The sequence below is a fragment of the Amycolatopsis sp. NBC_00355 genome (genome assembly GCF_036104975.1).
Classification (GTDB): Bacteria; Actinomycetota; Actinomycetes; order Mycobacteriales; family Pseudonocardiaceae; genus Amycolatopsis.
In genome coordinates this window covers 6,500,995-6,524,547 of record NZ_CP107982.1, presented here as the reverse complement: position 1 = coordinate 6,524,547, position 23,553 = coordinate 6,500,995, and the positions used below count along the sequence as shown (strand labels likewise).

The 23,553-nt window shown below is 70.1% G+C and carries 24 protein-coding genes; 7 read left to right on the top strand and 17 right to left on the bottom strand.

Features of this window, described 5'->3' with window-relative positions; genetic code table 11:
• Positions 1-62: 62 nt before the first annotated feature.
• Positions 63-1,454, top strand: coding sequence for an FAD-binding oxidoreductase (locus OHS18_RS29545; protein WP_328447142.1), 1,392 nt, complete (start codon positions 63-65; stop codon positions 1,452-1,454).
• Positions 1,455-1,521: 67 nt separating this feature from the next.
• Here OHS18_RS29545 and OHS18_RS29540 read toward each other — a convergent pair whose 3' ends face one another.
• From OHS18_RS29540 to OHS18_RS29525, 4 genes are all read right to left on the bottom strand, one after another.
• Positions 1,522-2,232 carry a DedA family protein gene (locus OHS18_RS29540; RefSeq protein WP_328613110.1) on the bottom strand — a complete coding sequence of 237 codons (711 nt, stop codon included), beginning with the start codon at positions 2,230-2,232 and terminating at the stop codon, positions 1,522-1,524.
• A gap of 45 nt (positions 2,233-2,277) precedes the next feature.
• Complete coding sequence (locus tag OHS18_RS29535) at positions 2,278-2,667, bottom strand: hypothetical protein (protein WP_328447146.1); 390 nt, start codon at positions 2,665-2,667, stop codon at positions 2,278-2,280.
• A 26-nt stretch (positions 2,668-2,693) separates the two neighbouring features.
• Entirely contained in the window at positions 2,694-3,845 is a 1,152-nt protein-coding gene (gene nagA / locus OHS18_RS29530) for an N-acetylglucosamine-6-phosphate deacetylase (protein WP_328459148.1), read from the bottom strand.
• 91 nt (positions 3,846-3,936) lie between these two features.
• Positions 3,937-4,509, bottom strand: a complete 573-nt coding sequence (locus OHS18_RS29525; RefSeq protein WP_247063810.1) for an RNA polymerase sigma factor — start codon at positions 4,507-4,509, stop codon at positions 3,937-3,939.
• Positions 4,510-4,698: 189 nt separating this feature from the next.
• Here OHS18_RS29525 and OHS18_RS29520 point away from each other — a divergent pair, with 189 nt between their 5' ends.
• Positions 4,699-4,983 (top strand): YciI family protein, encoded by a 285-nt coding sequence (locus tag OHS18_RS29520; RefSeq protein WP_328447151.1) that lies wholly within the window; start codon positions 4,699-4,701, stop codon positions 4,981-4,983.
• Here the strand turns inward: OHS18_RS29520 and OHS18_RS29515 are convergent.
• The 6 genes from OHS18_RS29515 to OHS18_RS29490 all read right to left on the bottom strand — a co-directional run bounded on the left by OHS18_RS29515 (position 4,978) and on the right by OHS18_RS29490 (position 10,880).
• Complete coding sequence (locus tag OHS18_RS29515) at positions 4,978-5,913, bottom strand: PDR/VanB family oxidoreductase (protein WP_328613109.1); 936 nt, start codon at positions 5,911-5,913, stop codon at positions 4,978-4,980. The genes OHS18_RS29520 and OHS18_RS29515 overlap by 6 nt on opposite strands.
• A gap of 119 nt (positions 5,914-6,032) precedes the next feature.
• Complete coding sequence (locus OHS18_RS29510; protein ID WP_328613108.1) at positions 6,033-6,893, bottom strand: metal-dependent hydrolase; 861 nt, start codon at positions 6,891-6,893, stop codon at positions 6,033-6,035.
• Positions 6,890-8,362 carry a flavin-containing monooxygenase gene (locus tag OHS18_RS29505; RefSeq protein ID WP_328613107.1) on the bottom strand — a complete coding sequence of 491 codons (1,473 nt, stop codon included), beginning with the start codon at positions 8,360-8,362 and terminating at the stop codon, positions 6,890-6,892. Before OHS18_RS29505 ends, OHS18_RS29510 begins: the two co-directional genes overlap by 4 nt.
• 81 nt (positions 8,363-8,443) lie before the next feature.
• Positions 8,444-8,917, bottom strand: a complete 474-nt coding sequence (locus OHS18_RS29500; RefSeq protein WP_328447157.1) for a pyridoxamine 5'-phosphate oxidase family protein — start codon at positions 8,915-8,917, stop codon at positions 8,444-8,446.
• A 9-nt stretch (positions 8,918-8,926) separates the two neighbouring features.
• A complete protein-coding gene (locus OHS18_RS29495; RefSeq protein WP_328447158.1) occupies positions 8,927-9,844 on the bottom strand; it encodes an SDR family oxidoreductase in 918 nt (305 codons plus the stop codon).
• A 130-nt stretch (positions 9,845-9,974) separates the two neighbouring features.
• The gene (locus OHS18_RS29490; protein ID WP_328613106.1) at positions 9,975-10,880 is read right to left on the bottom strand and encodes an aldo/keto reductase; all 906 of its coding nucleotides are present in this window, start codon (positions 10,878-10,880) and stop codon (positions 9,975-9,977) included.
• A gap of 72 nt (positions 10,881-10,952) precedes the next feature.
• Between OHS18_RS29490 and OHS18_RS29485 the strand changes: the two genes are divergently transcribed.
• Both OHS18_RS29485 and fbaA read left to right on the top strand, forming a co-directional pair.
• Positions 10,953-11,774 carry an LLM class F420-dependent oxidoreductase gene (locus tag OHS18_RS29485; RefSeq protein WP_328613105.1) on the top strand — a complete coding sequence of 274 codons (822 nt, stop codon included), beginning with the start codon at positions 10,953-10,955 and terminating at the stop codon, positions 11,772-11,774.
• Between the two features lie 152 nt (positions 11,775-11,926).
• Positions 11,927-12,958: a class II fructose-bisphosphate aldolase gene (gene fbaA / locus OHS18_RS29480; protein WP_328613104.1), complete on the top strand. Its 1,032-nt coding sequence runs from the start codon at positions 11,927-11,929 to the stop codon at positions 12,956-12,958.
• Positions 12,959-13,009: 51 nt separating this feature from the next.
• Here the strand turns inward: fbaA and OHS18_RS29475 are convergent, their stop codons facing one another.
• Positions 13,010-13,171, bottom strand: a complete 162-nt coding sequence (locus OHS18_RS29475; protein WP_328613103.1) for a type II toxin-antitoxin system Phd/YefM family antitoxin — start codon at positions 13,169-13,171, stop codon at positions 13,010-13,012.
• Positions 13,172-13,188: 17 nt separating this feature from the next.
• Complete coding sequence (locus OHS18_RS29470; RefSeq protein ID WP_328613102.1) at positions 13,189-14,370, bottom strand: hypothetical protein; 1,182 nt, start codon at positions 14,368-14,370, stop codon at positions 13,189-13,191.
• Between the two features lie 240 nt (positions 14,371-14,610).
• Here OHS18_RS29470 and OHS18_RS29465 point away from each other — a divergent pair, with 240 nt between their 5' ends.
• Together OHS18_RS29465 and OHS18_RS29460 are read left to right on the top strand one after the other, a co-directional pair.
• Positions 14,611-15,021, top strand: coding sequence for a DUF3151 domain-containing protein (locus OHS18_RS29465; RefSeq protein ID WP_328613101.1), 411 nt, complete (start codon positions 14,611-14,613; stop codon positions 15,019-15,021).
• A 103-nt stretch (positions 15,022-15,124) separates the two neighbouring features.
• A complete protein-coding gene (locus OHS18_RS29460; RefSeq protein WP_328447168.1) occupies positions 15,125-15,769 on the top strand; it encodes a TetR/AcrR family transcriptional regulator in 645 nt (214 codons plus the stop codon).
• Here the strand turns inward: OHS18_RS29460 and OHS18_RS29455 are convergent.
• The 4 genes from OHS18_RS29455 to OHS18_RS29440 form a co-directional block, all read right to left on the bottom strand.
• Complete coding sequence (locus OHS18_RS29455) at positions 15,766-16,932, bottom strand: GGDEF domain-containing protein (protein ID WP_328613100.1); 1,167 nt, start codon at positions 16,930-16,932, stop codon at positions 15,766-15,768. The genes OHS18_RS29460 and OHS18_RS29455 overlap by 4 nt on opposite strands.
• A gap of 320 nt (positions 16,933-17,252) precedes the next feature.
• A complete protein-coding gene (locus OHS18_RS29450; RefSeq protein ID WP_328447170.1) occupies positions 17,253-18,512 on the bottom strand; it encodes an MFS transporter in 1,260 nt (419 codons plus the stop codon).
• Between the two features lie 316 nt (positions 18,513-18,828).
• On the bottom strand, positions 18,829-19,974 hold the full coding sequence (locus tag OHS18_RS29445) for an LLM class flavin-dependent oxidoreductase (RefSeq protein ID WP_328613099.1): 1,146 nt from the start codon (positions 19,972-19,974) through the stop codon (positions 18,829-18,831).
• Between the two features lie 85 nt (positions 19,975-20,059).
• Positions 20,060-20,353 (bottom strand): hypothetical protein, encoded by a 294-nt coding sequence (locus OHS18_RS29440; RefSeq protein ID WP_328447173.1) that lies wholly within the window; start codon positions 20,351-20,353, stop codon positions 20,060-20,062.
• Between the two features lie 207 nt (positions 20,354-20,560).
• Between OHS18_RS29440 and OHS18_RS29435 the strand changes: the two genes are divergently transcribed.
• Positions 20,561-22,453: an FAD/NAD(P)-binding protein gene (locus tag OHS18_RS29435; RefSeq protein ID WP_328613098.1), complete on the top strand. Its 1,893-nt coding sequence runs from the start codon at positions 20,561-20,563 to the stop codon at positions 22,451-22,453.
• On the opposite strand, the gene OHS18_RS29430 is transcribed toward OHS18_RS29435, so the two are convergent.
• Positions 22,437-23,543, bottom strand: a complete 1,107-nt coding sequence (locus OHS18_RS29430) for a glycosyltransferase (RefSeq protein WP_328613097.1) — start codon at positions 23,541-23,543, stop codon at positions 22,437-22,439. The genes OHS18_RS29435 and OHS18_RS29430 overlap by 17 nt on opposite strands.
• Between the last annotated feature and the right edge of the window lie 10 nt (positions 23,544-23,553).

The following is a 23,553-nucleotide window of genomic DNA, read 5'->3' as shown; positions in this document are numbered from 1 at the left end:
CTGCGAGGTGGATTCGAAAGAAGATTTCCGCAGTGCGGACTATTCGGGCTTACCATGAGGTCATGAGCGACGAAGCTTTGGTCACCCGGCTGCGTGAACTGCTCGGCAAGAGCGCCGTGCTCACCGACTCCGACGTCACGGCGTCGTACTCGCGCGACATGATGCCGCTCGCGCCCTCCGGGAAGCCGCTGGCCGTGGTGCTGCCCGAGAACACCGAGCAGGTGCAGGCCGTCGTGAAGGCCTGTGCCGCGGCGAAGGTGCCGATCGTGCCTCGCGGCGCCGGGAGCGGGCTGTCCGGCGCCGCGAACGCCATCGACGGCTGCGTCGTGCTCGCGCTGACCAAGCTCAACGAGATCGTCGAGATCGACGCCGGGAACCGGCTGGCCGTCGTCCAGCCCGGGGTCGTCAACCTGGACTTCCGCAACGCCGTCGAGAAGCACGGCCTCTTCTACCCGCCGGACCCGTCCAGCTACGACTGGTGCACCCTCGGCGGCAACCTCTCCACCAACGCCGGCGGCCTCTGCTGCGTGAAGTACGGCGTCACCACCGACTCCGTCCTCGGCCTCGAGGTCGTCCTGGCGGACGGCGAGATCCTCAGGACCGGACGCCGGACCGTCAAGGGCGTCGCCGGCTACGACCTCGCGCGCCTGTTCGTCGGCAGCGAGGGCACGCTCGGCGTCATCACCCAGGCGACCGTGCAGCTCAAGCCGCTGCCGCAGGCGCCGGCGACGTTCGTCGCGGGCTTCACCAGCACCGAAGCCGCCGGTGAGGCCGTCGCGCGTGTCGTCCGCGAAGGCCTGGTGCCGTCGCTGCTGGAGATCATGGACGCGTCGTCGATCAAGGCGTCCGAGGCCTACCTCAAGACCGACCTCGGCGCGGGCTCGGACTGCCGGGCCCTGCTGCTCGGCCAGTCCGACGCCGGGGGCGAGGTCGCCCGCCGCGAGCTGGCCAAGCTGGAGCAGATCTGCGTCGACTGCGGGGCCGACCTCGCGTACACCACCGAAGACCTCGAAGAAGGCCGGATGCTGCTGCAGGCCCGCCGGGTCGTGCTGACGGCCCTGGAGACCTACGGCCTCTGGCTCACCGACGACGTCTGCGTGCCGCGCACGCGCATCGCCGAGCTCATCCGCGGCTGCGAGAAGGTCAGCGAGGACGTCGGCCTGCGGATCGCCGTGGTCGGGCACGCCGGCGACGGCAACATGCACCCCACGATCGTCTACCAGCCCGACGACCCGGACGAGTTCGCCCGCGCCCAGCGCGCGTTCGACGAGATCCTCGAGATCGGGCTTGCCCTCGGCGGCACGGTGACCGGCGAACACGGCGTCGGCAAGATCAAGCGCGAGTGGCTGGAACGCGAGATCGGCCCGGTCGGGATGCGCGTCCACCGGCAGATCAAGGGGGCCCTCGACCCGGAGAACCTGTTCAACCCGGGCTCGATGTTCTCGATGACCTGATCCCGTGGAACGGCGAAGGGCCCTCACCGCCGACCGGTGAGGGCCCTTCGCCGTTCTCGGGAAAGAGTCAGTCCTTGATGCGCGGGATGCGCTGCGTGACCTCGGGGTCGGACGACGCCATCGTGGCCGACGCCTTCTTCTCGCGGCGCGCCTTGAGGTACTCGATCACGATCGGGACCACCGAGACCAGCACGATCAGCACGAAGATCGAGTCGACGTTGTTCCGGATGAAGCCGATGTTGCCCAGCAGCGAGCCGAGGATCGTGATGCCCGCGGCCCAGAGGATGCCGCCGATGACCGTGTACGTGAAGTAACGCTTCGGATCCATCCGGCCGATGCCGGCGATCCAGGTGATGAACGTCCGGACGAAGGGCACGAACCGGGCCAGCACGACCGCCTTCGGCCCGTGCTTCTCCAGGAATTCGTGCGTCTTGTCGATGTATTCGCGCTTGAAGAACTTCGAGTCCGGCCGGTTGAACAGCTTGGGCCCGGCGAAGTAACCGAGGTAGTACCCGACGACGTTGCCGAGCAGTGCCGCGACCGTGACCAGCACACACACCAGCCACAGCGAGGCGTCGAGGGTGCCGTTCGCGATGAACAGGCCGGCGGTGAACAGCAGGGAGTCACCGGGCAGCACCGGGAAGACGCTGCTCTCGATGAAGATGATCAGGCACAGCACCGCCAGGACCGGGGTCGTCAGGCCGCTCAGCAAGTGCTGCGGGTCCAGCCATGACGGCAGCAGCGACATCGTGTTGACCGTGCTCTGGGCGAGAATCACCTCAAAAACGGTACAGGGTCACCCTGAGTGCCTGATAAGACCCGTTCAGACCAGGGTGAGCAGGCCCACCACGGACCCCGCGGCGAGGCCCAGCAGGACCGCCAGCATCAGGATCCAGTACGCCGGGAGCTGCGCGCCGGACGACGCCGGCTGCCGGAAGGTCTCCGGCTCCGGGCGCGGGGTGAACGTCGTGGCCGCGTCGGCGTCGACGGCGTCCAGCGCCGCCCGTTCCCGTTCGAGGGAGTCCGCGCTGGCCCCGGAGAGCAGCCCGTACGCCGAGGGCAGCTCGGCGGGGGTGGCCAGCGCGTCCGTGGGCACGGCGTCGGTACCCGGCTCGGAATCCCGGGCCGGGGCGGGTGACACCTGCGGGGCGAAGACAGCTTGCGCGCGAAGGGCGTCCGCCAGCAACTGCTCGGGGTCCTTCGGCTCGCTCATCCCGCCCGTCTCCTCGAAGTTGAAAACTAGGTGCTCAAGGTAGCCGTTCCCACCTCGGCGACCCATTGTCCCCGGCGCAGCACCTTGGCCGGCCGCAGGTCCGTGTCGAGCACCACGACGTCGGCCACCTTGCCGGGCGTCAGCGAGCCCGTGCGGTCGGCGATGCCGAGCAGCTCGGCGGGCCGCAGCGACGTGGCGTGCACCGCGTCGAGGATCCCGAGTTTCGCACCGTTGACGAGGTTGCGGAAGGCGGTGTCCATCGTCAGGGTGCTGCCGGCCAGCGAGCCGTTGTCCGCGAGGGTGGCGACGCCGTCGTGCACGTCGACCTCGAGGCGGCCCAGCGTGTAGCGGCCGTCGGCGGCGTCGGTGGCCGACATCGCGTCGGTGATGAGCACCGTCCGGTTGCGGCCGGCGTGCTTGGCGGCCAGCCGCACCACGGTCGGGTGCAGGTGCACCAGGTCGCAGATGAGCTCGATGGTGATGCGCTCGTCGTCCAGCAGCGCGCCGATCGGGCCGGGCTCGCGGTGGTGCAGCGGGCGCATGCCGTTGAACAGGTGCGTCGCGACGCTCGCCCCGGCGTCGATCGCCGGCAGCAGCTGCTCCTCGACGCCGTCGGTGTGCCCGATGGCGGCGATGACGCCCGATTCGGCCAGCTGCCGCACGGCCTTCACGCCGCCGTACAGCTCGGGGGCGATGGTGACCATCCGGATCGCGCCCTGGCCGGCCCGCAGCAGCTTGTCGACCGTGCCGGTGTCGGGCTCGAGCAGCGTCTGCGGGTCGTGCGCCCCGCAGCGGGCCTTCGAGATGAAGGGACCCTCCAGGTGGATGCCCGCGACCTCGCCGTCCTGGACGATCTCACGCAGCGCGGCCACCTGCTCACACAGGATGTCGATCGGATCGGAGACCAGGCTGGCGAGCATGGTCGTGGTGCCGTGGCGGCGGTGCGCCCGCACGGCCGTCAGCAGCTCCTCGGGATCGAGGGAGGTGAACGAAGCACCTCCCCCGCCGTGGCAGTGGGTATCGACGAATCCAGGCACGACCAGTGCCCCGCCGACGTCCACGTGCTCGCCGGACGGCGGGGTCCCCGAACCCACGCCGGCGATCCGCCCGTCGGAGACGGCCAGCCAGCCGTCGTCGAGTACACGGTCCGGGGCGGCGACCCGGCCGCCCATGATCACGAAATCTCCGGCGCCTCTCACGCACCCCAGCATATATTGGTCTGGACCAAGCATGGTGATACGACTCAGTGATCGGGATGGTCCACCCGGGTCACTGTGGGGCCTGCATGGCCTTCTGGAGGGCCTCGAGCGCCCGGCTGGCGGTCGACTTGACCGTACCCTTGGAGATGCCTGCGGCCTCAGAGATCTCGGCTTCGCTCAGCCCGCCGTAGTACCGCAGCACCAGCACCTCGCGCTGGCGGGGCGGCAGCTTGGACAGCGCGCTGACCACGGCCTGGTGCTCGCTGGAGAGCATCGCGAGGCTCTCCGCGGACCGCGCGTTGACCGCGTGCGGCGGCACGTACTCCCGGGCCGTCTTGCGGCGGCGCAGCACGCTGCGCGACCCGTTGACCACGGCGGTGCGCAGGTAACCGACGGCAGCCGCGGCGTCACGCAGCCGGCCCCAGTTGCGGTGCAGGCCGGTGAAGGCCTCCTGGACCACGTCTTCCGCCGTCGCGGGCTCGTCCACCAGCAGAATCGCCAGCCGGACCAGCCGCATCCGGTGCTGGCGGTAGAGGTCTTCGAGGTTCAGCGGCGCCGGCGTCTGCACCGGCGCCGGCCCGTCCATGACCCGCAAGTGGCCGAGGGTCGCCTCGACACTGCGTTCCGCATTGCCTTCGAGCATGAACCCCTGCCTGTCCTCGACCCCGGTTTGCACGGTGTGCCGCGTCAGCAGGTTCACGGTATTCACAGCGCTCACACAGGTACTGACGCACACCTAGCCTATCGGGTTGGCCCCGCGTCGCCAGCGTTCGGATGCTGGGACACAGAGTAGCGTCGGTCGCATCCCGCCCTTCCGAGCACGGAGATCCACATGGCCTGGTACCTCGTCGAAATCACCTACGTCCAGGAGAAACTGCAGGAGGTGCGGCCGCGCCACCGCGAGTTCCTGGCCAAGCTCGCCGAAGAGGGCCGCGTCGCGGTCGCCGGACCGCTCGGCGACGGCACCGGCGGCGTCACGCTCTACCAGGCCGACGACGAGGCGCACCTGCAGGAGACGATCGGCAAGGACCCGTACTACCTGGAAGGCGTCATCGCGCAGCGGTCGGTCCGCGAGTTCAAGCCGGTCATCGGCGCCTGGGTGCCCGAAGGCTCATAACTCCAGCGTCGCGGGGCCGCGGTCGACGCAGAGCCGCATCGACCCGCCGCCGGCCGCCGGCACCGCGCAGGTCCCGCAGAAACCCTGGCGGCACGAGTACGGCGTGTCGGGCAGGACCTCGCGGACGACGTCGAGGGCGGACCGGTCGCCCGGGACGTCCAGCACCCGTCCCGAGCGGCGCAAAGTCAGCCTGAACGGCTCTCCGGCGACTATCGGCGGCGGGGCGAACCTTTCGAAGTGCACCGCGCCCGTGGTCAGGGCCAGGTCGACGCGGACGCCGGTGATCATCGGCACCGGGCCGCAGCAGTACACCGAAGCGCCGTCGGGCATGCCGTCGAGGAGCTCGGCGCCCGAGGCCGGGATGCCGTACTCGGTGTCCGGGCGGATCCAGACGCGCTCGTAGGCCGCCAGTTCGTCGACGAACGGCATCGACGCGCGGCTGCGGCCGGTGTAGACCAGCCGCCAGTCCGCTCCGCTCGCGGCCACTTGGCGCACCATCGGCAGGATCGGCGTGATGCCGATACCGCCCGCAACGAACAGGAACGGCCCCTCGCCGACGAGTGGGAACGCCGTCCGCGGCCCGCGCACGACGACCCGCGTGCCCGGTGCCAGGGCGTGGACCTCGGCCGACGCAACGCCGATCTTCCGCACGGCAATGCGGTAATGGTCCTTTTCGGACGGGTCGCCGCAGAGGGAGTACTGCCGCACCCGGCCGGACGGCAGCACGAGGTCGATGTGCGCCCCCGGCCGCCAGCTCGGCAGCGGCGCGCCGTTCGCCAGGCGCAGGCTCACGACGCCCTCGGCTTCGGGGCGCACCGCTTCGACCGTCAGCGGCAGGTCCCGGTCGACCGCGCGCACCGGCGGCCGCCGCTTCCCGCTGACCTGCGAGAGCCGGCGGTATACCCCGACCACGCCGACCATCGCGGACATCAGCCGGTCGGTCCGGTCGCTGCCGTCCAACCGGGTGGGCCGCCCAAGTCCGGCACTTTCACGTGAAAGCGCCCACCTGGGGGCGGCACTTTCACGTGAAAGTGCCGCTTTCGGCTCGGTCACCTCGGTGCGTCCGCCGCCCGCGCGGCCGGTGAACTCGCCAGGTAGGCCACGGCCTGCTCGGTGTTGCCGGTCTCGGTCGGGTGATACGACTTCCGGAAGTACGGCCGGATCTCGCGCAGCAGCTCGCGCCCGGTCGGCAGCAGGCCCTTCTTCGCCGCTCGGCGATAGCCCCGCAGTGACGCGCGGCCCGGGCGTGTCGGGTCGTTGCGCATCAGGAACCGCGTGCCGCGGGCGAACACCCACGCCAGCACCGGCGTCACCGCGGCCATGCTGCGCACGCGGCGGGTGTAGCGGCCGTCGAGGTGCGTGAACAGGTCGTAGGCGACCGACCGGTGTTCGACTTCTTCCGCGCCGTGCCAGCGCAGCAGGTCGAGCATCACCGGGTCGGCGCCGGCTTCGGCGAGCGGCGCGTCGAGCACCCACTGGCCGAGGAACGCCGTGTAGTGCTCGATCGCGGCGATGATGCCGAGCCGTTCGATCAGCCACTCCTCGGCGGCCTGACCGGTGAGGTCGCGGTCGCCGAGCAGCTTCCGGAACAGCCACTCCATCTGCGCGATGTACGGCCGGACGCGCACGCCGGCGGCTTCGAGGTGCGCCGCGGCACCGTCGTGGGCCTCGGCGTGCACCGCTTCCTGGCCGATGAAGCCGAGGACGTCCTCCTTGAGCCGCTCGTCGCGGATCAGCGGCACGGCCTGCTTGAACACCTCGACGAACCAGCGCTCGCCTTCGGGCAGCGCGAGGTGCAGGACGTTGATGGTGTGCGTGGCCTGCGGTTCGCCGGGGATCCAGTGCATCGGCAGGCTCGCCCAGTCGAACTTGACGTCCCGGGCGTGGAGGACGACCTGTTCGTCCGTCATGACGCGCGCCCGGAAAGCTCGTAGTCGGCGGGGTCCACCTTCCGCGTCTCCAGCCAGTAGCGCCAGGTGAAGCCGGGCCAGATGGTCCGGTTCACGCCCTTGGCGTCGAGGTACCAGCTCTTGCAGCCGCCCTGCGTCCAGACGCCCTTGACCAGCTTGTCCTGGATGTCCTGCTGGAACTTGTCCTGCACACCGGGCCGGACGTCGACCGCGGCGGCGCCGCGCGAGTCGGCGAGCTTGATCGCGTCGACGACGTACCGGGACTGCGACTCGATCATGAACACGACGGAGTTGTGGCCCAGCGCGGTGTTCGGGCCGAGCAGGAAGAACAGGTTCGGGAAGCCGGAGACGGTGATGCCCTTGTGCGTCTGCATCCCTTCGGCGGCCCACTCCTTGGCCAGGTTGCGGCCGTCGACCCCGGTGATGTCCAGGTACTCCAGCGCGTCGGTGACCTTGAACCCGGTGCCGTAGACGATCGCGTCGACCTCGTGCTCCACACCGGCGCTGTCGACGATCGAATGCGCCTTGACCTCCTTGATCCCGGAGGTGTTCACGTCGACGTTCGGCCGGTCGAGCGCCGGGTAGTAGTCGTTGGAGATGAGCACGCGCTTGCAGCCCATCGTGTAGTCCGGGGTGACCTTCTTGCGCAGCGCGCGGTCCTTGATGCCCTTGGTGATGTTCCGCTTGGCGATCAGCTCGCCGGCCTTCATGACGCCCGGGTGGCCGTTGAAGCCGATGGCGCGGGCTTCGAGGAGCCAGTAGAGCGCGTTGCGGTAGGCGCGCTGGGTGCCGGGGACGCGGCGGAACAGCGTCTGCGCCCACTCCGGCATCGCGTGGTCGGGCTTGGGCATGATCCACGGCGGCGTCCGCTGGAAGAGCGTCAGCTCGGCGACGTCCGGGGCGATCTTCGGGACGAACTGGACCGCGCTGGCGCCGGTGCCGACGACGGCGACGCGCTTGCCGCGCAGGTCGTACTCGTGGTTCCACTGCGCGGAGTGCCAGGTCTGGCCCTGGAAGTTCGCGATCCCGGGCAGCTCGGGGACCTGCGGGATGTGCAGGCCGCCGACGCCGGAGACGAGGAACTGCGCGGAGAACTCCCGGCCGTCCTTGGTCGTCGCCGTCCAGCGGCGCTCCCGCTCGTCCCAGTGCGCGCCGGTGAGCTCGACGCCGAAGCGGATCTTCTCGCGCAGCCGGTACTTGTCCGCGACACCCTTGAGGTAGTCGAAGATCTCCGGCTGCGGCGAGAACGACCGCGACCAGTCCGGGTTCTGCTCGTAGGAGAACGAGTACATGTGCGACTGCACGTCACAGGCGCACCCGGGGTACGAGTTGTCGCGCCAGGTGCCGCCCACCTCGCCGGCCTTCTCCAGGACCACGTAGTCCCGGATGCCCGCCTTTTCGAGCTGGATCGCCTGGCCGAGCCCGGAAAAACCGGTGCCCACGATCACGACCTTGAACCGCTCGGTCATCTGTCGGCCTCCGCTGCGCTGGGGGTCTGCCGCAGATGACGTTACCTCAAGTAACAGTTACTTGGAAGTACTACCTACCCGTTAGTACGTCCCGCCGAGCTTCGTGTGGTCCCAGCTGACGATCTTCGTCGGCCGGAAGATCAACCCGACCCGCTTGGGGGCCTGACCTGCGATGAAGCCGCTCAGCTCGGACGGTACGGGGTCACCCGGCTTGGCGCCCGCGTAGCGCTGCATGAGCGTGATCCCCATCCGGGTGACTTCTTCGGTGTCCTCGACGAGCTCGACGTCGGCCTCCAGCGAGACGCCGCGGAGCTTCTCGTAGCTTTCGCCGTCCTCGATGAGCACGGTCGCCTCCGGCAGCCGGCGCAGGTTCTTGGCCTTCTGCGACGTGCCGTAGGTCCAGGTCGCGACGCCGTCCTCGTGCGGGTAGTACCAGAGCGGCGCGAGGTGCGGGCGGCCGTTCGGGCCGACGCTGGCGACGTTGATGACCTTCTGTTCGGCGAAGAACCCGCGGACCTCGTCCTCGGTCATCCTGATCTGGTCGCGCCGTGACATCCGCAGCTCCTACGACTTCGTCGTGGCCGCGCGGCCGCCGTGCCCGGTGACCGCGGACTCGAACGCGCCGCGGGCCTCGATGTCGGCGAGCGCGGCCTTGTCCGCCGAAGGTACCCGGCTGCGGGACCCGAGTTCGATGATCGGCGGCAGGAACGCGCGGATCAGCTTGAGGCCGCCGACCCAGCGCGGCACGTGGATCGTCCGGCCGCGCTTGAGGATCCCGGCTTCGAGGTCGTCGAGGGCGACGTCGAGCGGGTAGGTCTTGCCGATCAGGCCGGGCATCGACGAGCGGAGCTTGCCGAACACCGGGTGTGCGTCGGCGCTCTCGACGAGGTCGGTGCGGATCCACGTCGGGTGCGCGACGCCGACCTTGACGCCCAGGTGGGCGACCTCGGCGCGGAGGCTGTTGGCGAACGCCTCGACGCCGGCCTTGGCCGCGGAGTAGTTCGCCATGCCCGGCGCGTGCGTGATCGCGGCCAGGCTCGAGATCGCGAGCAGGTAGCCCTTGCGGTCGATGACGTGCGGCAGTGTGACGCGGAACGTGCGCCAGACGCCGAGCAGGTCGACCTCGATGACCTTCTCGAACGCGGCCCGGTCGACCGAGCGGACGAAGCCGGCGGTCGCGATGCCGGCGTTCGCGATGACGATGTCGATGCCGCCGAAGTGCTCGACGACACCGGCGGTGGCGGCCTCCAGGGCGTCCCAGCTGGTGACGTCGGCTTCCCAGGACTTCGCGTTCGGCCCGATCCGGTCGGCGACCTTCTGCTGCTCCTCGGCTTCGAGGCCGACGAGGGCGACCTTCGCGCCGCGCGCGGCGAGGCGTTCGGCCAGTCCGGCACCGATGCCGCGGGCCGCGCCGGTGATCAGGACGACTTTGCCGTCGACCTTCTTGGTGCTGCCGCTGAGCAGCGAAAACGGGTTGGCCACGGTGCCCTCCTGGACGTCGCACGTCGCTTCTGAAGGGCACCGTACCCCAACTTACCCGCAGTAAGCTACCCGATAGTAGGTGTCACTTTCACAGGGAAAGTTGCGTCGTCAGGGCCTCGGGACGCATCTTTCATAGGGAAAGTGACGCTACTTCGTCTGTAGTCAGGTCGAGTGTCACTGACGCGATCAGGTCTGTCAGCTGCTCGGGGGTTCGGGCGCTGGCGATCGGCGCGGCGACCGTCGGTTGAACCCGCAGCCAGGCCAGCGCCACCGTGGCGACCGAAACGCCGTGCGCCTGCGCGACCTCGTCGAGCGCCGCGAGCACGCGCTCGCCGTGGGCGTCCAAATAGGACGACGCGCGGGCGGCGCGCGGGCTGTCGACCGTTTCGTCCTTCGAGCGGTACTTGCCGGTGAGGAAACCCTTGGCGAGAGCGAAGTACGGCAGGGTGGCCAGCCCTTCGCGGGCGACGAGCGGCGCGAGGTCGTGCTCGTAGTCGCGCTCGACGAGGTTGTAGTGCGGCTGCAGCACGGCGAACCGCGCGGGGTTGTTCTTGTCCGAAGTGGACAGTGCCTCGGTGAGGCGCTCGGCGCTGTAGTTGGACGCGCCGAGGTGGCGGACCTTGCCCGCGCGGACCAGCGCGTCGAACGCGGTGAGCGTCTCCTCGAGCGGGGTGTCCGGGTCGTCCCGGTGCGCGTAGTAGAGGTCGATGTGGTCGGTCTGCAGGCGCCGCAGGGAGTCCTCGGCCGCGGCCTGGATGTTCTTGGCCGAGAGACCCGGCCGGCCGTCCCACATGCCGACCTTCGTCGCGACGACGACGTCGTCCCGGTTGCCGCGCGAGGTCAGCCAGTTGCCCAGGATCTCCTCGGAGCGGCCGCCACCGCCGTAGAGGTCGGAAGTGTCCACGAAGTTGCCGCCGGCCGCGGTGTAGGCGTCCAGCACGGCGAAGGACTGCGGCTCGTCGGCCGTCCAGCCGAAGACGTTGCCGCCGAGGTTGAGCCCGTACACGTCGAGGTCGGTGTTGCCCAGCTTGGTCATGTCACCACGCTAGCTTTCCCACGAACTGGGAGGGTGGGAGGAAAACGGCCGTCCCACGCGTTGGAGTGTTCCATGGCAATCGAACTGGGCAAGCTCGGAATCTGGCGGTACCACGGGAACGTCGACGCGAAGTTCGCGGCCGACGCGGAGGAGCTCGGCTACGGCGCGATCTGGCTGGGCGGCTCACCCGGCGGCGACCTCGCGTACGTCGACGACCTGCTCGCCGCGACGGACTCGCTGGTCATCGCGACCGGCATCGTGAACATCTGGCAGGACGAGCCCGCGGACATCGCGAAGGCCTACCACCGGATCGCGGGGAAGTTCCCGGACCGCTTCCTGCTCGGCGTCGGCGCGGGACACCGCGAGGCGACCAAGGAGTACAAGAAGCCGTACGCGGCGCTGGTCGACTACCTCGACGGCCTCGACGCGGCGGACGTCCCGGTCGAGGGCCGGGCACTGGCCGCGCTGGGCCCGAAGGTCGTCAAGCTGTCCGGCGACCGCACGGCGGGCGCGCACCCGTACCTGACCACGCCGGAGCACACCCGCGACACCCGCGGGATCCTCGGCGCGGGCAAGCTGCTGGCCCCGGAGCACAAGGTCGTCGTGTCGACCGACGCCACCGAAGCGCGCGCGATCGGCCGCAACACGGTGAAGTACTACCTCGGCCTGTCGAACTACGTCGCCAACCTGCGGAAACTCGGTTTCACCGACGCTGATCTGGAGGGTGAGGGCAGCGACCACCTGATCGACGCGCTGGCCCTGCACGGCGACGCGGCGACGGTGGCCCGCGGCCTGTCGGCCCACCTGGAGGCGGGCGCGGACCAGGTGGTCGTCCAGGTCCTGAACGAGGACCCGTGGCCGGCCTACCGCGCGCTGGCTTCCGAGCTGCGGTGACCCTCGTCCGGCCGCCGGTTCGCCGGCGGCCGGACGCACTCCTTCTGAACCGATTCCACGTGCGGAGAAGTTTCGGAGCGGGGACCGGTGTGCGGCGGCGGTACACCTCGTACGATGCGGTCGGGACCCATCCCTGCCAAGGAGGAACACCGATGCCCATCGCGACCCCCGAGGTCTACGCGGAGATGCTGGATCGGGCCAAGGCGAACGAGTTCGCCTACCCCGCCATCAACGTGACCTCGTCCGAAACCGTGAACGCCGCCATCCGCGGCTTCGCCGAAGCGGAGAGCGACGGGATCATCCAGTTCTCCACCGGCGGCGCCGAATTCGCCTCCGGCCAGAAGATCAAGGACATGGTCGTCGGCGCGTCCGCGCTGGCCGAGTTCGCGCAGGTCGTCGCCGCGCGCTACGACGTCAACGTCGCCCTGCACACCGACCACTGCCCCAAGGACAAACTCGACGGGTTCGTCCGCCCGCTGCTGGAGATCTCCGCCGAACGGGTCAAGAACGGCGGGCTGCCGCTGTTCCAGTCCCACATGTGGGACGGCTCCGCCATCGACCTCGACGAGAACCTCGTCATCGCGCAGGAGCTGCTGGCCAAAGCCGCCGCCGCGAAGATCATCCTCGAGGTCGAGATCGGTGTCGTCGGCGGCGAAGAAGACGGCGTCGAAGCCGAGATCAACGAGAAGCTCTACACCGCCGAAGGCGACTTCCTCAAGACCATCGACGCGCTCGGCTCCGGCGAGAACGGCCGCTACCTGCTGGCCGCGACGTTCGGCAACGTCCACGGCGTCTACAAGCCCGGCAACGTGAAGCTGCGCCCGGACGTCCTCAAGGGCGGCCAGGAAGCCGCGTCGAAGAAACTCGGCCTGGCCGCGGGGTCCAAGCCGTTCGAGCTGGTCTTCCACGGCGGGTCCGGGTCGCTGCCGGAAGAAATCCGCGAAGCCGTCTCCTACGGTGTGGTGAAGATGAACGTGGACACCGACACGCAGTACGCGTTCACCCGCCCGATCGTGGATCACTTTTTCAAGAACTACGACGGTGTGTTGAAGATCGACGGTGAGGTCGGCAACAAGAAGGTCTACGACCCGCGGTCGTACCTGAAGGCTGCTGAGGGTGGCATGGCCGCCCGGATCGTGGAGGCCTGCCAGGCCCTCGGCTCGGCCGGCACCAAGCTCAAGTAAGACGCACACACGAAGGGCCGCCACGGTTTCCGTGGCGGCCCTTCGTCGTGTTCAGACCTCGACGACTTCGAGCTGGTGCCGCTGAGACAGTGGTGGTCGCAGCTCGGCGATCTCCACGCCGTTGCGCGTGACGTGGAAGATCTCGCCGGCTTCGACGGCATCCACGACCGCTGTGAAATCCTCGTCCAACTCCCGCTGGTTGGTGATCTTCACCAGTCAATTGTCGCGTGCTACGCCGTGACCCGCCGGGCCACCCACCGCCGGGTCACCGGCCCGGCCGCCGCCCACAGGACGAACACCGCCACCAACGCCACTCCCGCCGTCCAGTACTCCACCGGGGGTGCCGACTCCGTGTGCGCGTCCCCGAGCACCCACGGCCTGAACTGCGACTGCGCCCACAGCGCCCCGTACCCGAACGCCGTCACCAGCAGCGCTCCCGCGCCCGCCGTCAGCAGGTCGTGACCGCGGCCGATCGTGAACGCCAGGTCCACGGCGAGACCCACGAAAAGCAGGTAGAACGGGATCGTCGAGACCGGGAAGCCCAGGCCCAGCAGCAGCGGCCACATCACCGCGCGGTACACGATGTACGCCAGCGCCACCAACGACGCCGACCAGCGGAAGCCCAGCGTGCGCCGCGCCAGGGCCAGGATCAGCGCCATCACGCCGATGCCCCACAGCGGGTACACCCACTCCGGGATCGGCATCGTGAAGTGCAGGATCGCGGTCCGGTCGACCGGGTGGCCGATCTGGTTCGCGGCGAACGACAGCAGGGACGGCTCGGCCTCCGGGGCGCCGCGTTCCCAGGCGCGCAGGCCGAGGATGCCGTACTCCTGCTGGCCGTTCGGGAAGAACGTGTTCTCCAGGAAGAACGCCCACAGCGCGAGCAGCACGCCGGTGCGGAAGCGGCCCGGCGGCGACGACCGCAGCCAGCCGAGCAGGACGCCCGCCTGCATGATGCCCGTGCCCAGGTAGAGCATCATGTGCGACGGGCTCCACGCGGTCAGGTCGAGGCCGTTGACGCGGTGGTTGATGACGTCCAGCGGCGCCGCGACCAGGAACGTCAGCAGGCCGATCTGCATCAGCCGCAGCGACGTCTTGTCGGCGCCCAGGCCGGTGTAGCTGTGGATCGCCACCAGCACGACGATGATCACCGTGCCGACGGTGTTGATCAGGTGCGGCGGCGCCAGGTCGTCGCGCAGCCACATGAAGTGCCACGACATGTCCCACGACGAGCCGACCAGCTTGAACGCGAACGCCGCGAGCCACATCCCGTAGCAGAACCGGAGCACCCAGCCGGGTGTCGGCTGCCCGGGTGCGCCGCGGTGCCAGTGCCGCGTGAAGAACAGCCGCGTCTTGCCGATGGGGCTGCGCGGGATCACGTCCACGACCGGGACGTCGACTGCCTTGGCCATGCGGACATCATGGCCGTTCATGGTCACGAGCGGGCCAAGACAGTGGTAAACGACGCCAAAATCGGGGTTCACCCCTACGGGTGGACGATTTGCTTTCGGGCTGCGGGGCTTGGCAGGGTGTGCCGCCATGATGCCGAAACGAGTTGTGGCCGCTGTCCTGATCGGCGCGCTGGTGCTGGCCGGCGGCGGGGTTCTGGCGGGCCTGTTCTTCTAGCCGGCGGGCGTGGGCAGAATGGGCGCATGACGCACAACCTGCTCGGCCCCGAGCCGACGCTGCTGCCCGAGCACACCGCCGCCCAGGCCGCGCTCGACGCCGGGAACGACCCGGCGACCGTCGCGGCCGAACACCCCGACTACAGCGAGGCGTGGGCCACGCTGGCCGAGAAGGCCTTCGAGTCGGGCGAGACCGTCGCCGCGTACGCGTACGCGCGCACCGGCTACCACCGCGGTCTCGACCAGCTGCGCCGCGCGGGCTGGAAGGGCTTCGGCCCGGTGCCGTGGACGCACCGGCCGAACCAGGGCTTCCTGCGCGCCCTCGCCGTGCTGGGCAAGGCCGCCGGCAAGATCGGCGAGACCGAGGAGTACGACCGCTGCCGGACGTTCCTCGCCGACTCCGACCCGGCCGCCGCGGAAGCCACCGGCCTCAAGTGACCCCCGAGCCGTGAATGGCCCGTTGAGGGACTCAGAGTCCCTCAACGGGCCATTCACGGCTTTCCGCGTGCCCGGTGAGCAGAACCAGTGAGGTGGGTCACCCATGTCCAGCCCCGCTCCGCGCGGGCGGCCGCGGAAGCTCCCGGTCGGGGAGCAGCGCGCCCGCGTGCTGCGGGCGACGGCGAAGGTCGTCGCGCAGCACGGGATGCAGGGCGCGACGATCGAGCAGATCGCGCGTGAGGCCGGCGTCTCGCGGCAAGCCGTCTACGAACAGTTCGGCGACCGGACGACGCTCTTCGCCGAGGTCGTGGCCGAGGTCGAGGAGCGGGCCTTCGCGGCCATCGCGAGGGCGTCCGCGGCCGACCCGCAGGCCGGCCTGCGGGAGTGGGCGCGGGCCAACTACGCCTCCATGGTCACCTTCGTCGCCGACAGCCCGGAGGCCTACGGCGTGCTCCGGGCGGCGGAACGAGCCGGCGACCCCGCGCTCACGCGGCTGCGGGAGCGGCTGGCGAAGGTCTACGCCGACGCCAGCGCCAAGCGGTGGGCCGCGCACGGCATCGACTCCGGCCGCGCCGACCGGGCGCTCGTCACGCTCTTCTTCGCGATGACCGAGTCGCTGGTCCAGGCGACCTGGGACGGCGAGCCACCGCCGCAGGACGCCCTGATCGACCTGCTGACCGAATTCACCGTCGGCGGCGTCGCCCGCCTGCAGACCAAGGCGAGCGACGTCATCGAGCGGCTGCGCTAAGCGGCCGCCATCGCCAGGGCCGGCGACCCGACCACGCGGTTGCGGCCGCCGTCCTTCGCCGCGTAGACCGCCGCGTCGGCGGACGCCATCACTTCCTCGATGGACGTCCCGTCGAGCGGGTAGGCGGCGACGCCGATGGACGCCGTCTGCCGTTCGATGTCGACGGCTTTGCCTTCGTTGGTCTTGGTGCTGATGATCAGCTCGCTGACCCGTTGCCGGATCCGTTCCGCCGTGACGATCGCGTCGTCCTTGGACGTCGACGGCAGCAGCGCGACGAACTCCTCGCCGCCGAACCGGCCGACCAGGTCGTGCGCCCTGGTCTCCTGCTTGACCACGGCCGCGACCGCCTTGAGCACGTCGTCCCCCGCGAGGTGCCCGTAGGTGTCGTTGATCCGCTTGAAGTGGTCGAGGTCGATCATCATGGCGCCGAAGCTGCCGTTCTCGCGCGCCGCGCGCGAGATCTCCCGCTGTGCGCCGTCCTGCCAGGTGGTGGCGTTGAGCAGCTGCGTCTTCTGGTCGGTGGTGGCGAGCTCCTCGAGCCGCTTGATCAGCACCGACCGCTGCAGTACGTAGAGCGGCAGGATGACCAGTACGGACAGCAGTGGCTCGGTGGTCAGGACCATGACCAGCAGACCGCCGACGCACAGCGTGGCGAGCTCCAGCAGGTTGTCGTCCATGTTGCCGAGGCAGCCTTCGACGGTCGCCTTCTCGGGGGCGGCCAGGTACAGGCCGAGCCCGGTGAGCGCGGTGTTGGTGGCGAAGAAGGCGATGGCGGCGAGCGCCACGGCCGTCATGCCGTGCCCGTGGAGCAGGTCCGCGACGACCCCCGCGGCGAACCCGGACAGGATCATCGTGGTCGCGTTGGCCGCGACACGGTGAGCTTCACCCGGACGGGTTCCGGACCAGCTACGGAACGCGAGATATACGTAGAGCAACGTGCCGAGTACCGCGACCAGTTGCGGCGGTACCAGCAGTCCGGCGGGCAGCAGCCAGACCGAAGTCATGTTGATGTGCGGGCCGTTGCTCAGGATCCGGCGCTGCCGTTCGATCCGCCTGCTGACCTCGGTCTGTGTCACCGCGAGGCCGGTGAGCAGTGCAAACGTCCCCACGTTCGCGAGCGTGACCGGTATCGTCAGTGCTGTGGTGACCGTCCAGGCGAGCATCACGGCGATCGCGGACAGCGTCGCCGCGATCCACGCGCGCGGCCTCGACCACAGTGCCCAATGCGCAACACCGTGTACCGAGTCTTGTCCAGCCTGTTCCCCCGATGTGACCATTTTTCCCCCAGCCCCTTGCGCAGGTACTCAGTGACAATCTACTCACGGACAGTTTCAGTCCGTTTGCCTGCTGTCCACAAGGGCAAGAGGTGTGTACTTTTTTCTTTGACACCGGAGTGAGAGGTGGCCAGCGATGCGCGGCAAAGATCAGTGACCGCACAGCGCACCGCAAGGTCGCGCAGGTCAAGCCCACGCGCGGGGCAGGTTCAGGCAGGTTCTGCGCGTGCGGCTTCTTTGTCGATCCATCGATCAGGCTCTCCGGACAGGGCTCGCGCCCACAGCACGGCCAACGGCAGGGTGAGGACGATCCCCGCGAGGCCGAAGATGCCGACCGTCGAATGCGGGCTCAGCTGATCGGCCAGGACACCGCCGATCAGCGGGCTGATCCCCATCATCGTCGTCAGGCCGGTGTTCGACAGGCCCATCACCTGCGCCCGCTGTTCGTCGGGCACGGCCAGCGTCAGTGACGCGGTCGCCTGCAGCAGGCACACCGTGCCGAACCCGCCGGACACGATGAACAGGATGATCGAGGTGACCGGCCCCGGCACGAGGAAGCAGGCGATCAGCGGGATCGCGCAGAGCGCCGACAGCGGGCCGATCAGCTTCGGCCGGGCCGAAGCCGGGACCCAGCGGGTGTAGACGAACGTCGCGATCACGCTGCCGATCGGGTCCGCCGCGAGCAGCAGGCCGATCGACTCGGGTCCGCCGCCCGCCGCCGCGACGTACGGCGCCGCGATGCCCTCGTAGACCGGCAGCAACCCCATCAGCCAGGTGAACAGCACCAGCGTCCGCAGCGGCGAGTTCGCGAAGGCGGCGCGGCCACCGCCGCCGAGGGTCGCGAAGAAGGACTTGCGCTTCTCGCCGCGCGCCGCGGCCGGCCGGGCGCGCACGCCGAAGCGGACGAACGCCGCCGAGAGCAGGAACGTCGCGGCGTCGATGGCGAGCGCGATGTGCGGGTCGAGGGCGATCAGCAGCGCGCCGCCGCCGGCGAAACCGAGCAGCTGGGCGCTCTGCACGGTCATGCTCCGGATGCCCATGCCGACGACGAACCGGTCGCCTTCGAGCACCTGCGGCAGCATGGCCAGCTGGGACGCCTTGAACGGCGGGTTCAGCAGCGAAACCCCGCCGACGAGCACGCACATCAGCCAGAACGGCATGCCGGGCACGGCGACGAGCAGGATCAGGGCCGCGCGCAGGACGTCGACCAGCACCATCACGCTGCGGCGGGGGAAGCGGTCGGCCAGCCCGGTCAGGAAGATCCCGCCCAGCAGCGAAGGAGCGTAGGTGAGCGCGTAGGTCAGACCGGTGAGGGTGGCCGAGTTGGTGCCGGTGAACACCAGGATGGACAGCGCGACTCTCGCCAGCTGGTCGCCCGCGATCGACAGCAGTTCCCCGAACCAGAGCGCACGGAACTCGGCGATTCCGAACACCTCGCGGAACGTGATCCGATCCGGCGGTGCTGCCATGCGTGTCTCCCGACCTCTTCTGCGGATCGTGCCCCGTGCATGACCGGCGGTGAGGGTGAGGACCGGACGGTCATGGGGTGGTCACGAAACGTGATTTACCCAAGCCAGTGTCCCGTGACTGTTGGTGAATCTCTAGGTGCTTTCGCCGGTATCGAAGGTGTCACGGAGCTTTCCCGAACGTGTCAGACGATAGCCCGCAGTGTCTGAGTGGTCGCCCAGGAGTCACCAATGGATCATTCCGTACCCCTTGGCCCAGGGCCAGAGGCAAAAGTAGCCACCTCGCGCGGGGCGAGGTGGCTACTTGGGGGAACGAGACTCAGCCGTCGACGGCGAGGGCGTCCTCCACGGGAGTCCGGGTGGTTCCGGCGGCCCGGGCCGCGTCGCGCTTGGCGACCTCTTCGCGGACGATCGGGATGACGTACCGGCCGAAGTCGATGGTGTCGCCGAGCATGTCGTAACCCCGCGCGGACAGGATCCCGACGCCGAGGTCGTAGTAGTCCAGCAGCGCCTGCGCGACCGTCTCCGGCGTGCCGACCAGCGCGTTCGAGTTGCCGGCGCCGCCCGTCGCGGCCGCCGTCGGGGTCCACAAAGCCCGGTCGAACCGCTCACCCCGCTCGGCGACCGCCAACAGCCGCTGGGAGCCCGTGTTCTCCGGTTCGGTCAGGTTGTGACGGCGGGTCAGTGGCTGCCCGCCCTTCGTGCGATCCTTGATCGCGCCGACCGTGCGGTGGGCCTTCTCCCAGGCCAGCTCCTCCGTCGGGGCGATGATCGGCCGGAACGCGACCTGGATGCGCGGCACGTCCGTGCGGCCGGCGGCCAGCGCCGCCGCCTTGACCGACTCGATCTGCTCGGCGGTCTGGGCCAGCGGCTCGCCCCACAGGCAGAAGATGTCCGCTTCGGCGCCACCGGCGGCGTACGCGGCCGGCGAGGACCCTCCGAACGAGACGCCCGGCCGGGGCTGCTGCACCGGCTTGATGTCGCTGACGTAGTCCGCGAAGCGGTAGTACTCACCCTCGAAGTCGAACGGCTCGTCCGACGTCCAGGCCTTCTTGATGATCTGGATGGCCTCGCGGGTACGCCCGTAGCGCTGGTCTTTCGTCAGGAAGTCGCCCTCGCGCTGCTGCTCGTGGTCGTTGCCGCCGGTGATGAAGTGGACCGTCAGCCGGCCGTCGGAGATCCGGTCGAGCGTGGCGAACGTCTTCGCGGCGAACGTCGGGTACGAGACGTTCGCCCGGTGCGCGAGCAGGATCTGCAGTTTGTCCAGCTTCGTGGCGACGTACGCGGCCGCCTGCGCGGGATCCGGTGAACCCGAGCCGTAGGCGAACAGCACGCGGTCCCAGCCGAAGTCTTCGTGCGCGCGGGCCAGGCGCAGCGTGTACTCCTTGTCGAACACCCCGCCCGAGCGGGCGTGCGTCTCCGACCCGTCGTGCGTGCCCCCGATGCCCAGGAACTCCACCGGCATGACGTCCACCTTCTCTCGCTTCGCTGCCTCCACGGCTACGCCTGGGCGCACCGCGGCGGCAACGACGTCCGCAGGGTGGAACGGCTCAACGCCGGCGGACGCGTTCGATCACCTCGATCGACGCGCGCACCTGGTCGAAGGTGGGCGGGTCCGCCCGGTTGAACACGACGGTCAGGGACCGGCGCGGGATGACCACGAACTCGACGTCGACCCCGGCTCCCTCGGCGGCGGCCTCGACGACGTCCCGCCAGTGCTGCGGGTCGAGGCCGTCCTGGTCGCCCCATTCGTGTGCGTAGATCGCCCAGTTTCCCTTGAGCAGGGTGCCGACCACGTCCTGCGCGGTGTGGACGCGGTGCGGCGTGCCGATGTCATCGGCCAAGTCTTCGGCGGCCGGGTGACGTCGAGAAGGCCCGGGCGCCTGGGTGGGTGAGGGACAAATCCGCTCCTTTTCGCCAGGTGGGCGGGGCACTGCGGCGGGGATTCGGTGCCCCCGGGCGAAGTGATTGGTCCGGCTCGGATTCCGCTCGGGAATTCCGCACTGTGAGAAGCACGTCCGGCGCTCCGGCTCCGGCGTAGCTTCGATCGCGTGGCCGATCCAGCGCCGTTCACACTCGCCGTCGTGGGCGCCGGACCTCGCGGGGTCGGCGTCCTCGAACGGCTCGGCGCGAACGCCGCCGAACAGCTCGGCGACCGGCGCCTCGAGGTGCACCTGATCGATCCCTTCCCGCCCGGGCCGGGCCGCGTGTGGCGCTACGACCAGTCGCCGTTGCTGCGGATGAACTCCATGCCCGAGGACGTCACGATGTTCACCGACGAATCGGTGAAGATGGCCGGCCCGGTGCTGCCGGGGCCGTCGCTGCTGGAGTGGGCGCGGCAGGTGCGGGACGGGTCGCTCGAGGCCGAAGTACCCGCGGACGTCGGCGCCGAACTCACCGCGCTGGACGCCTTCCACTTCCCGACGCGGCGGCTGCAGAGCGCGTACCTGACCTGGGTGTACCGGAAGATCCTCGGCGACCTGCCCGGCGGCATCGGCGTCGTCGAGCACGCGGCGCGCGCGGTGGACGTCGACGGCTCGCTCGTCCGGCTCTCGGACGGTTCGGAGCTGAACGCGGACGCCGTCGTGTTCACGGTCGGGCACCTCGACGCGGAACCGGACGAGCGGGAGCGCGAGCTGGCGTCGTTCGCCGGGCGCCACGGCCTGGCCTACTACCCGGCCGGCTACACCGCCGACGTCGACTACTCCGGCGTCGAACCGGGGGAAACCGTGCTGGTGCGCGGGTTCGGGCTGGCGTTCGTCGACCTGATGCTGCTGCTGACCGAAGGCCGCGGCGGCCGCTTCGAGGAGCTGGACGGCGGCGGCCTGCGCTACCACCCGAGCGGTGCCGAGCCGGTGCTGCACGTCGGCTCGCGGCGCGGCGTGCCCTACCACGCGAAGATCGGCTACCGGCTGCGCGGGAAACCGTTGCGGCTGCCCCGGTTCTTCGACGCCTACGCGATCGACGAGCTGGCCGGGGCGCCGGGCGCGCTCGACTTCCGCGCCGACGTCTGGCCGCGGGTCGCGAAGGAACTGGCCTGGGGTTACTACAGCGAGCTGTTCACCGGGCACCCGGACCGGGTGCGGCTGGACTTCGCCGTGTTCGCCGACGCTTTCGCCGACCTGGCCTGGGATTCGCCGGGGATGCGGGACCTCGTCGCCCGGGCCGTGCCCGCCGAGGAGGACCGCCTCGACCTCGACCGGCTGGACCGGCCGATGGCGGACCGCGCGTTCGGCACGGCCGAGGAGTTCGGCAAGGAGCTGCGCGAATACCTCGAGGCCGACCTCGCGCGCCGCGCCGACCAGACGTTCAGCGCCGACCTGGGCGCGTTCATGGCGCTGCTCTCGGTGTACGGCCAGATGCCCGCGCTGGTCCAAAAGCGACGGTTGAACGCGGCCTCCCAGGTGTCCGATATGGACGGCTGGTTCCACGGGTTCTTCTCGTACTACGCCAGCGGCCCGCCGCCACGACGGCTGGAAGAACTGCTCGCGCTGCACGAGGCGGGCGTGGTTTCGTTCGCGGGCGCGGAAATGCGGGTGACGGCCGATGCCGAGCGCGGCGTCTTCGTGGCGTCCGGCGCGAGCTACCCGGGCGAGGTCGAGTCCCGCACGTTGATCGAGGCGCGCCTGCCGGCCCCGAGCGTGACCCGCGCGGCGGACGGCTTGCTGCAGCAGCTGCGCGACACGGGTCAGCTGGCCGAGGAGACGGTGGCGGACCCGGAGACCGGCGTGCACCTGCCGTCGGGCCGGATCCACACGCGCGTCTCGGACTCCCGTCTTCTGGACGGCGCGGGCCACCCGCACCCGCACCGGTTCGCGGTGGGCCCGCACACGAGCGCCCGCTCGGCCGCGGCCTTCACTCGGCCGCGCACGAACGCGTCGTCGTTCCGGCAGAACGACGCCGTGGCGCGCGAGATCCTGGCGCTGGTCAACCCGCCCAGTTGACGAGTTCGCCGAGCACCTGCTCCGGCGCGGGCATGGCCGCGATCTCTCGTGCGACGCCCTGGGCGATCTCGCGCGGTTCGGGGTCGGCCAGCAGTTCGCGGGCCGCGGCCGCGATCGCGTCCATCCGCACGGCGTCGCCCACCAGGGACTTCGCCGCGCCCAGGGCGGTGAGCGTCTCCGCGTTGACGAACTGGTCGGCGCCCTGCGGCAGCACCAGCTGCGGCAGGCCGGCGGCGAGCGCGGCGAGCACCGTGCCGGTGCCGCCGTGGTGCACCACCAGGCCCGCGTGCTTCAGCACCTCGGACTGCGGCACGAACCCGGCGGCCCGCACCCCGGGCGGCAGCTCACCCAGCAGCGCGGGATCACCGGGGCCGAGCGCCACCAGCACGTCGGCCGGCAGCCGGGCCAGCGCGTGGAGCGCGCCGCGCAGCACCTGCGTCGCGCCGAAGACGACCGTGCCCAGGGTCAGGTAGACGAACCCGTCGGCCGGCAGCGGCGGCAGCGGGACGTCGGGATCGACCGGCGTCGGACGCATCCGGAACACCTTCGGCACGCCCGCGGTGCCCGGGTCGCGGACGCTGTCGGGCCACACGTCGACGCAGGCGTCGCCGAACATCGCGTCCGCGGGGAGCGTGCCCCAGAGCGGGGCCAGGCGTTCGGTGGCGAGGGCCAGCAGCTCCGGCGGCATGGACCGGCCGATCACGACGGACACGGCGGGGATGCCCGCCCGGCGGGCCGCCACCCCGGCGCCGACGTCGCTCTGCTCGTAGACGACCAGGTCCGGGCGCAGCCGCGGGAGCAGCGGCGTCAGGTCGTCGAGCAGTGCCACCGGCAGCAGCTCGCCGAACATCGTGATGCCGACCTCGGCGAAGCCGGCGTCCTCACCGTGCCGCGCTTTGGCTTCGGTTTCGGCGTCGCTGATGGAGATGCCGGCGCGGTGGACCTCGAAACCGAGGTCGCGCACGGTCGCGAGGAACGCCTCACCGGTGCCGAACACGACGTCGTGCCCCGCCGCTTTCGCCGCGTTCGCCAGCGGGAGCAGGGGGAAGAGGTGGCCGTACGCCGGGCGGCACGAGAAGAGGATTCGCACGCACCCGAGC

Excerpts from the sequence above, each read along its gene's own strand:
- OHS18_RS29545 (WP_328447142.1), top strand. The coding sequence starts at position 63 with ATGAGCGACGAAGCTTTGGTCACCCGGCTGCGTGAACTGCTCGGCAAG.
- OHS18_RS29535 (WP_328447146.1), bottom strand. The coding sequence starts at position 2,667 with ATGAGCGAGCCGAAGGACCCCGAGCAGTTGCTGGCGGACGCCCTTCGC.
- OHS18_RS29525 (WP_247063810.1), bottom strand. The coding sequence starts at position 4,509 with ATGCTCGAAGGCAATGCGGAACGCAGTGTCGAGGCGACCCTCGGCCAC.
- OHS18_RS29520 (WP_328447151.1), top strand. The coding sequence starts at position 4,699 with ATGGCCTGGTACCTCGTCGAAATCACCTACGTCCAGGAGAAACTGCAG.
- OHS18_RS29515 (WP_328613109.1), bottom strand. The coding sequence starts at position 5,913 with ATGTCCGCGATGGTCGGCGTGGTCGGGGTATACCGCCGGCTCTCGCAG.
- OHS18_RS29510 (WP_328613108.1), bottom strand. The coding sequence starts at position 6,893 with ATGACGGACGAACAGGTCGTCCTCCACGCCCGGGACGTCAAGTTCGAC.
- OHS18_RS29505 (WP_328613107.1), bottom strand. The coding sequence starts at position 8,362 with ATGACCGAGCGGTTCAAGGTCGTGATCGTGGGCACCGGTTTTTCCGGG.
- OHS18_RS29500 (WP_328447157.1), bottom strand. The coding sequence starts at position 8,917 with ATGTCACGGCGCGACCAGATCAGGATGACCGAGGACGAGGTCCGCGGG.
- OHS18_RS29490 (WP_328613106.1), bottom strand. The coding sequence starts at position 10,880 with ATGACCAAGCTGGGCAACACCGACCTCGACGTGTACGGGCTCAACCTC.
- OHS18_RS29485 (WP_328613105.1), top strand. The coding sequence starts at position 10,953 with ATGGCAATCGAACTGGGCAAGCTCGGAATCTGGCGGTACCACGGGAAC.
- fbaA (WP_328613104.1), top strand. The coding sequence starts at position 11,927 with ATGCCCATCGCGACCCCCGAGGTCTACGCGGAGATGCTGGATCGGGCC.
- OHS18_RS29470 (WP_328613102.1), bottom strand. The coding sequence starts at position 14,370 with ATGGCCAAGGCAGTCGACGTCCCGGTCGTGGACGTGATCCCGCGCAGC.
- OHS18_RS29465 (WP_328613101.1), top strand. The coding sequence starts at position 14,611 with ATGACGCACAACCTGCTCGGCCCCGAGCCGACGCTGCTGCCCGAGCAC.
- OHS18_RS29460 (WP_328447168.1), top strand. The coding sequence starts at position 15,125 with ATGTCCAGCCCCGCTCCGCGCGGGCGGCCGCGGAAGCTCCCGGTCGGG.
- OHS18_RS29455 (WP_328613100.1), bottom strand. The coding sequence starts at position 16,932 with ATGCTCGCCTGGACGGTCACCACAGCACTGACGATACCGGTCACGCTC.
- OHS18_RS29450 (WP_328447170.1), bottom strand. The coding sequence starts at position 18,512 with ATGGCAGCACCGCCGGATCGGATCACGTTCCGCGAGGTGTTCGGAATC.
- OHS18_RS29445 (WP_328613099.1), bottom strand. The coding sequence starts at position 19,974 with ATGCCGGTGGAGTTCCTGGGCATCGGGGGCACGCACGACGGGTCGGAG.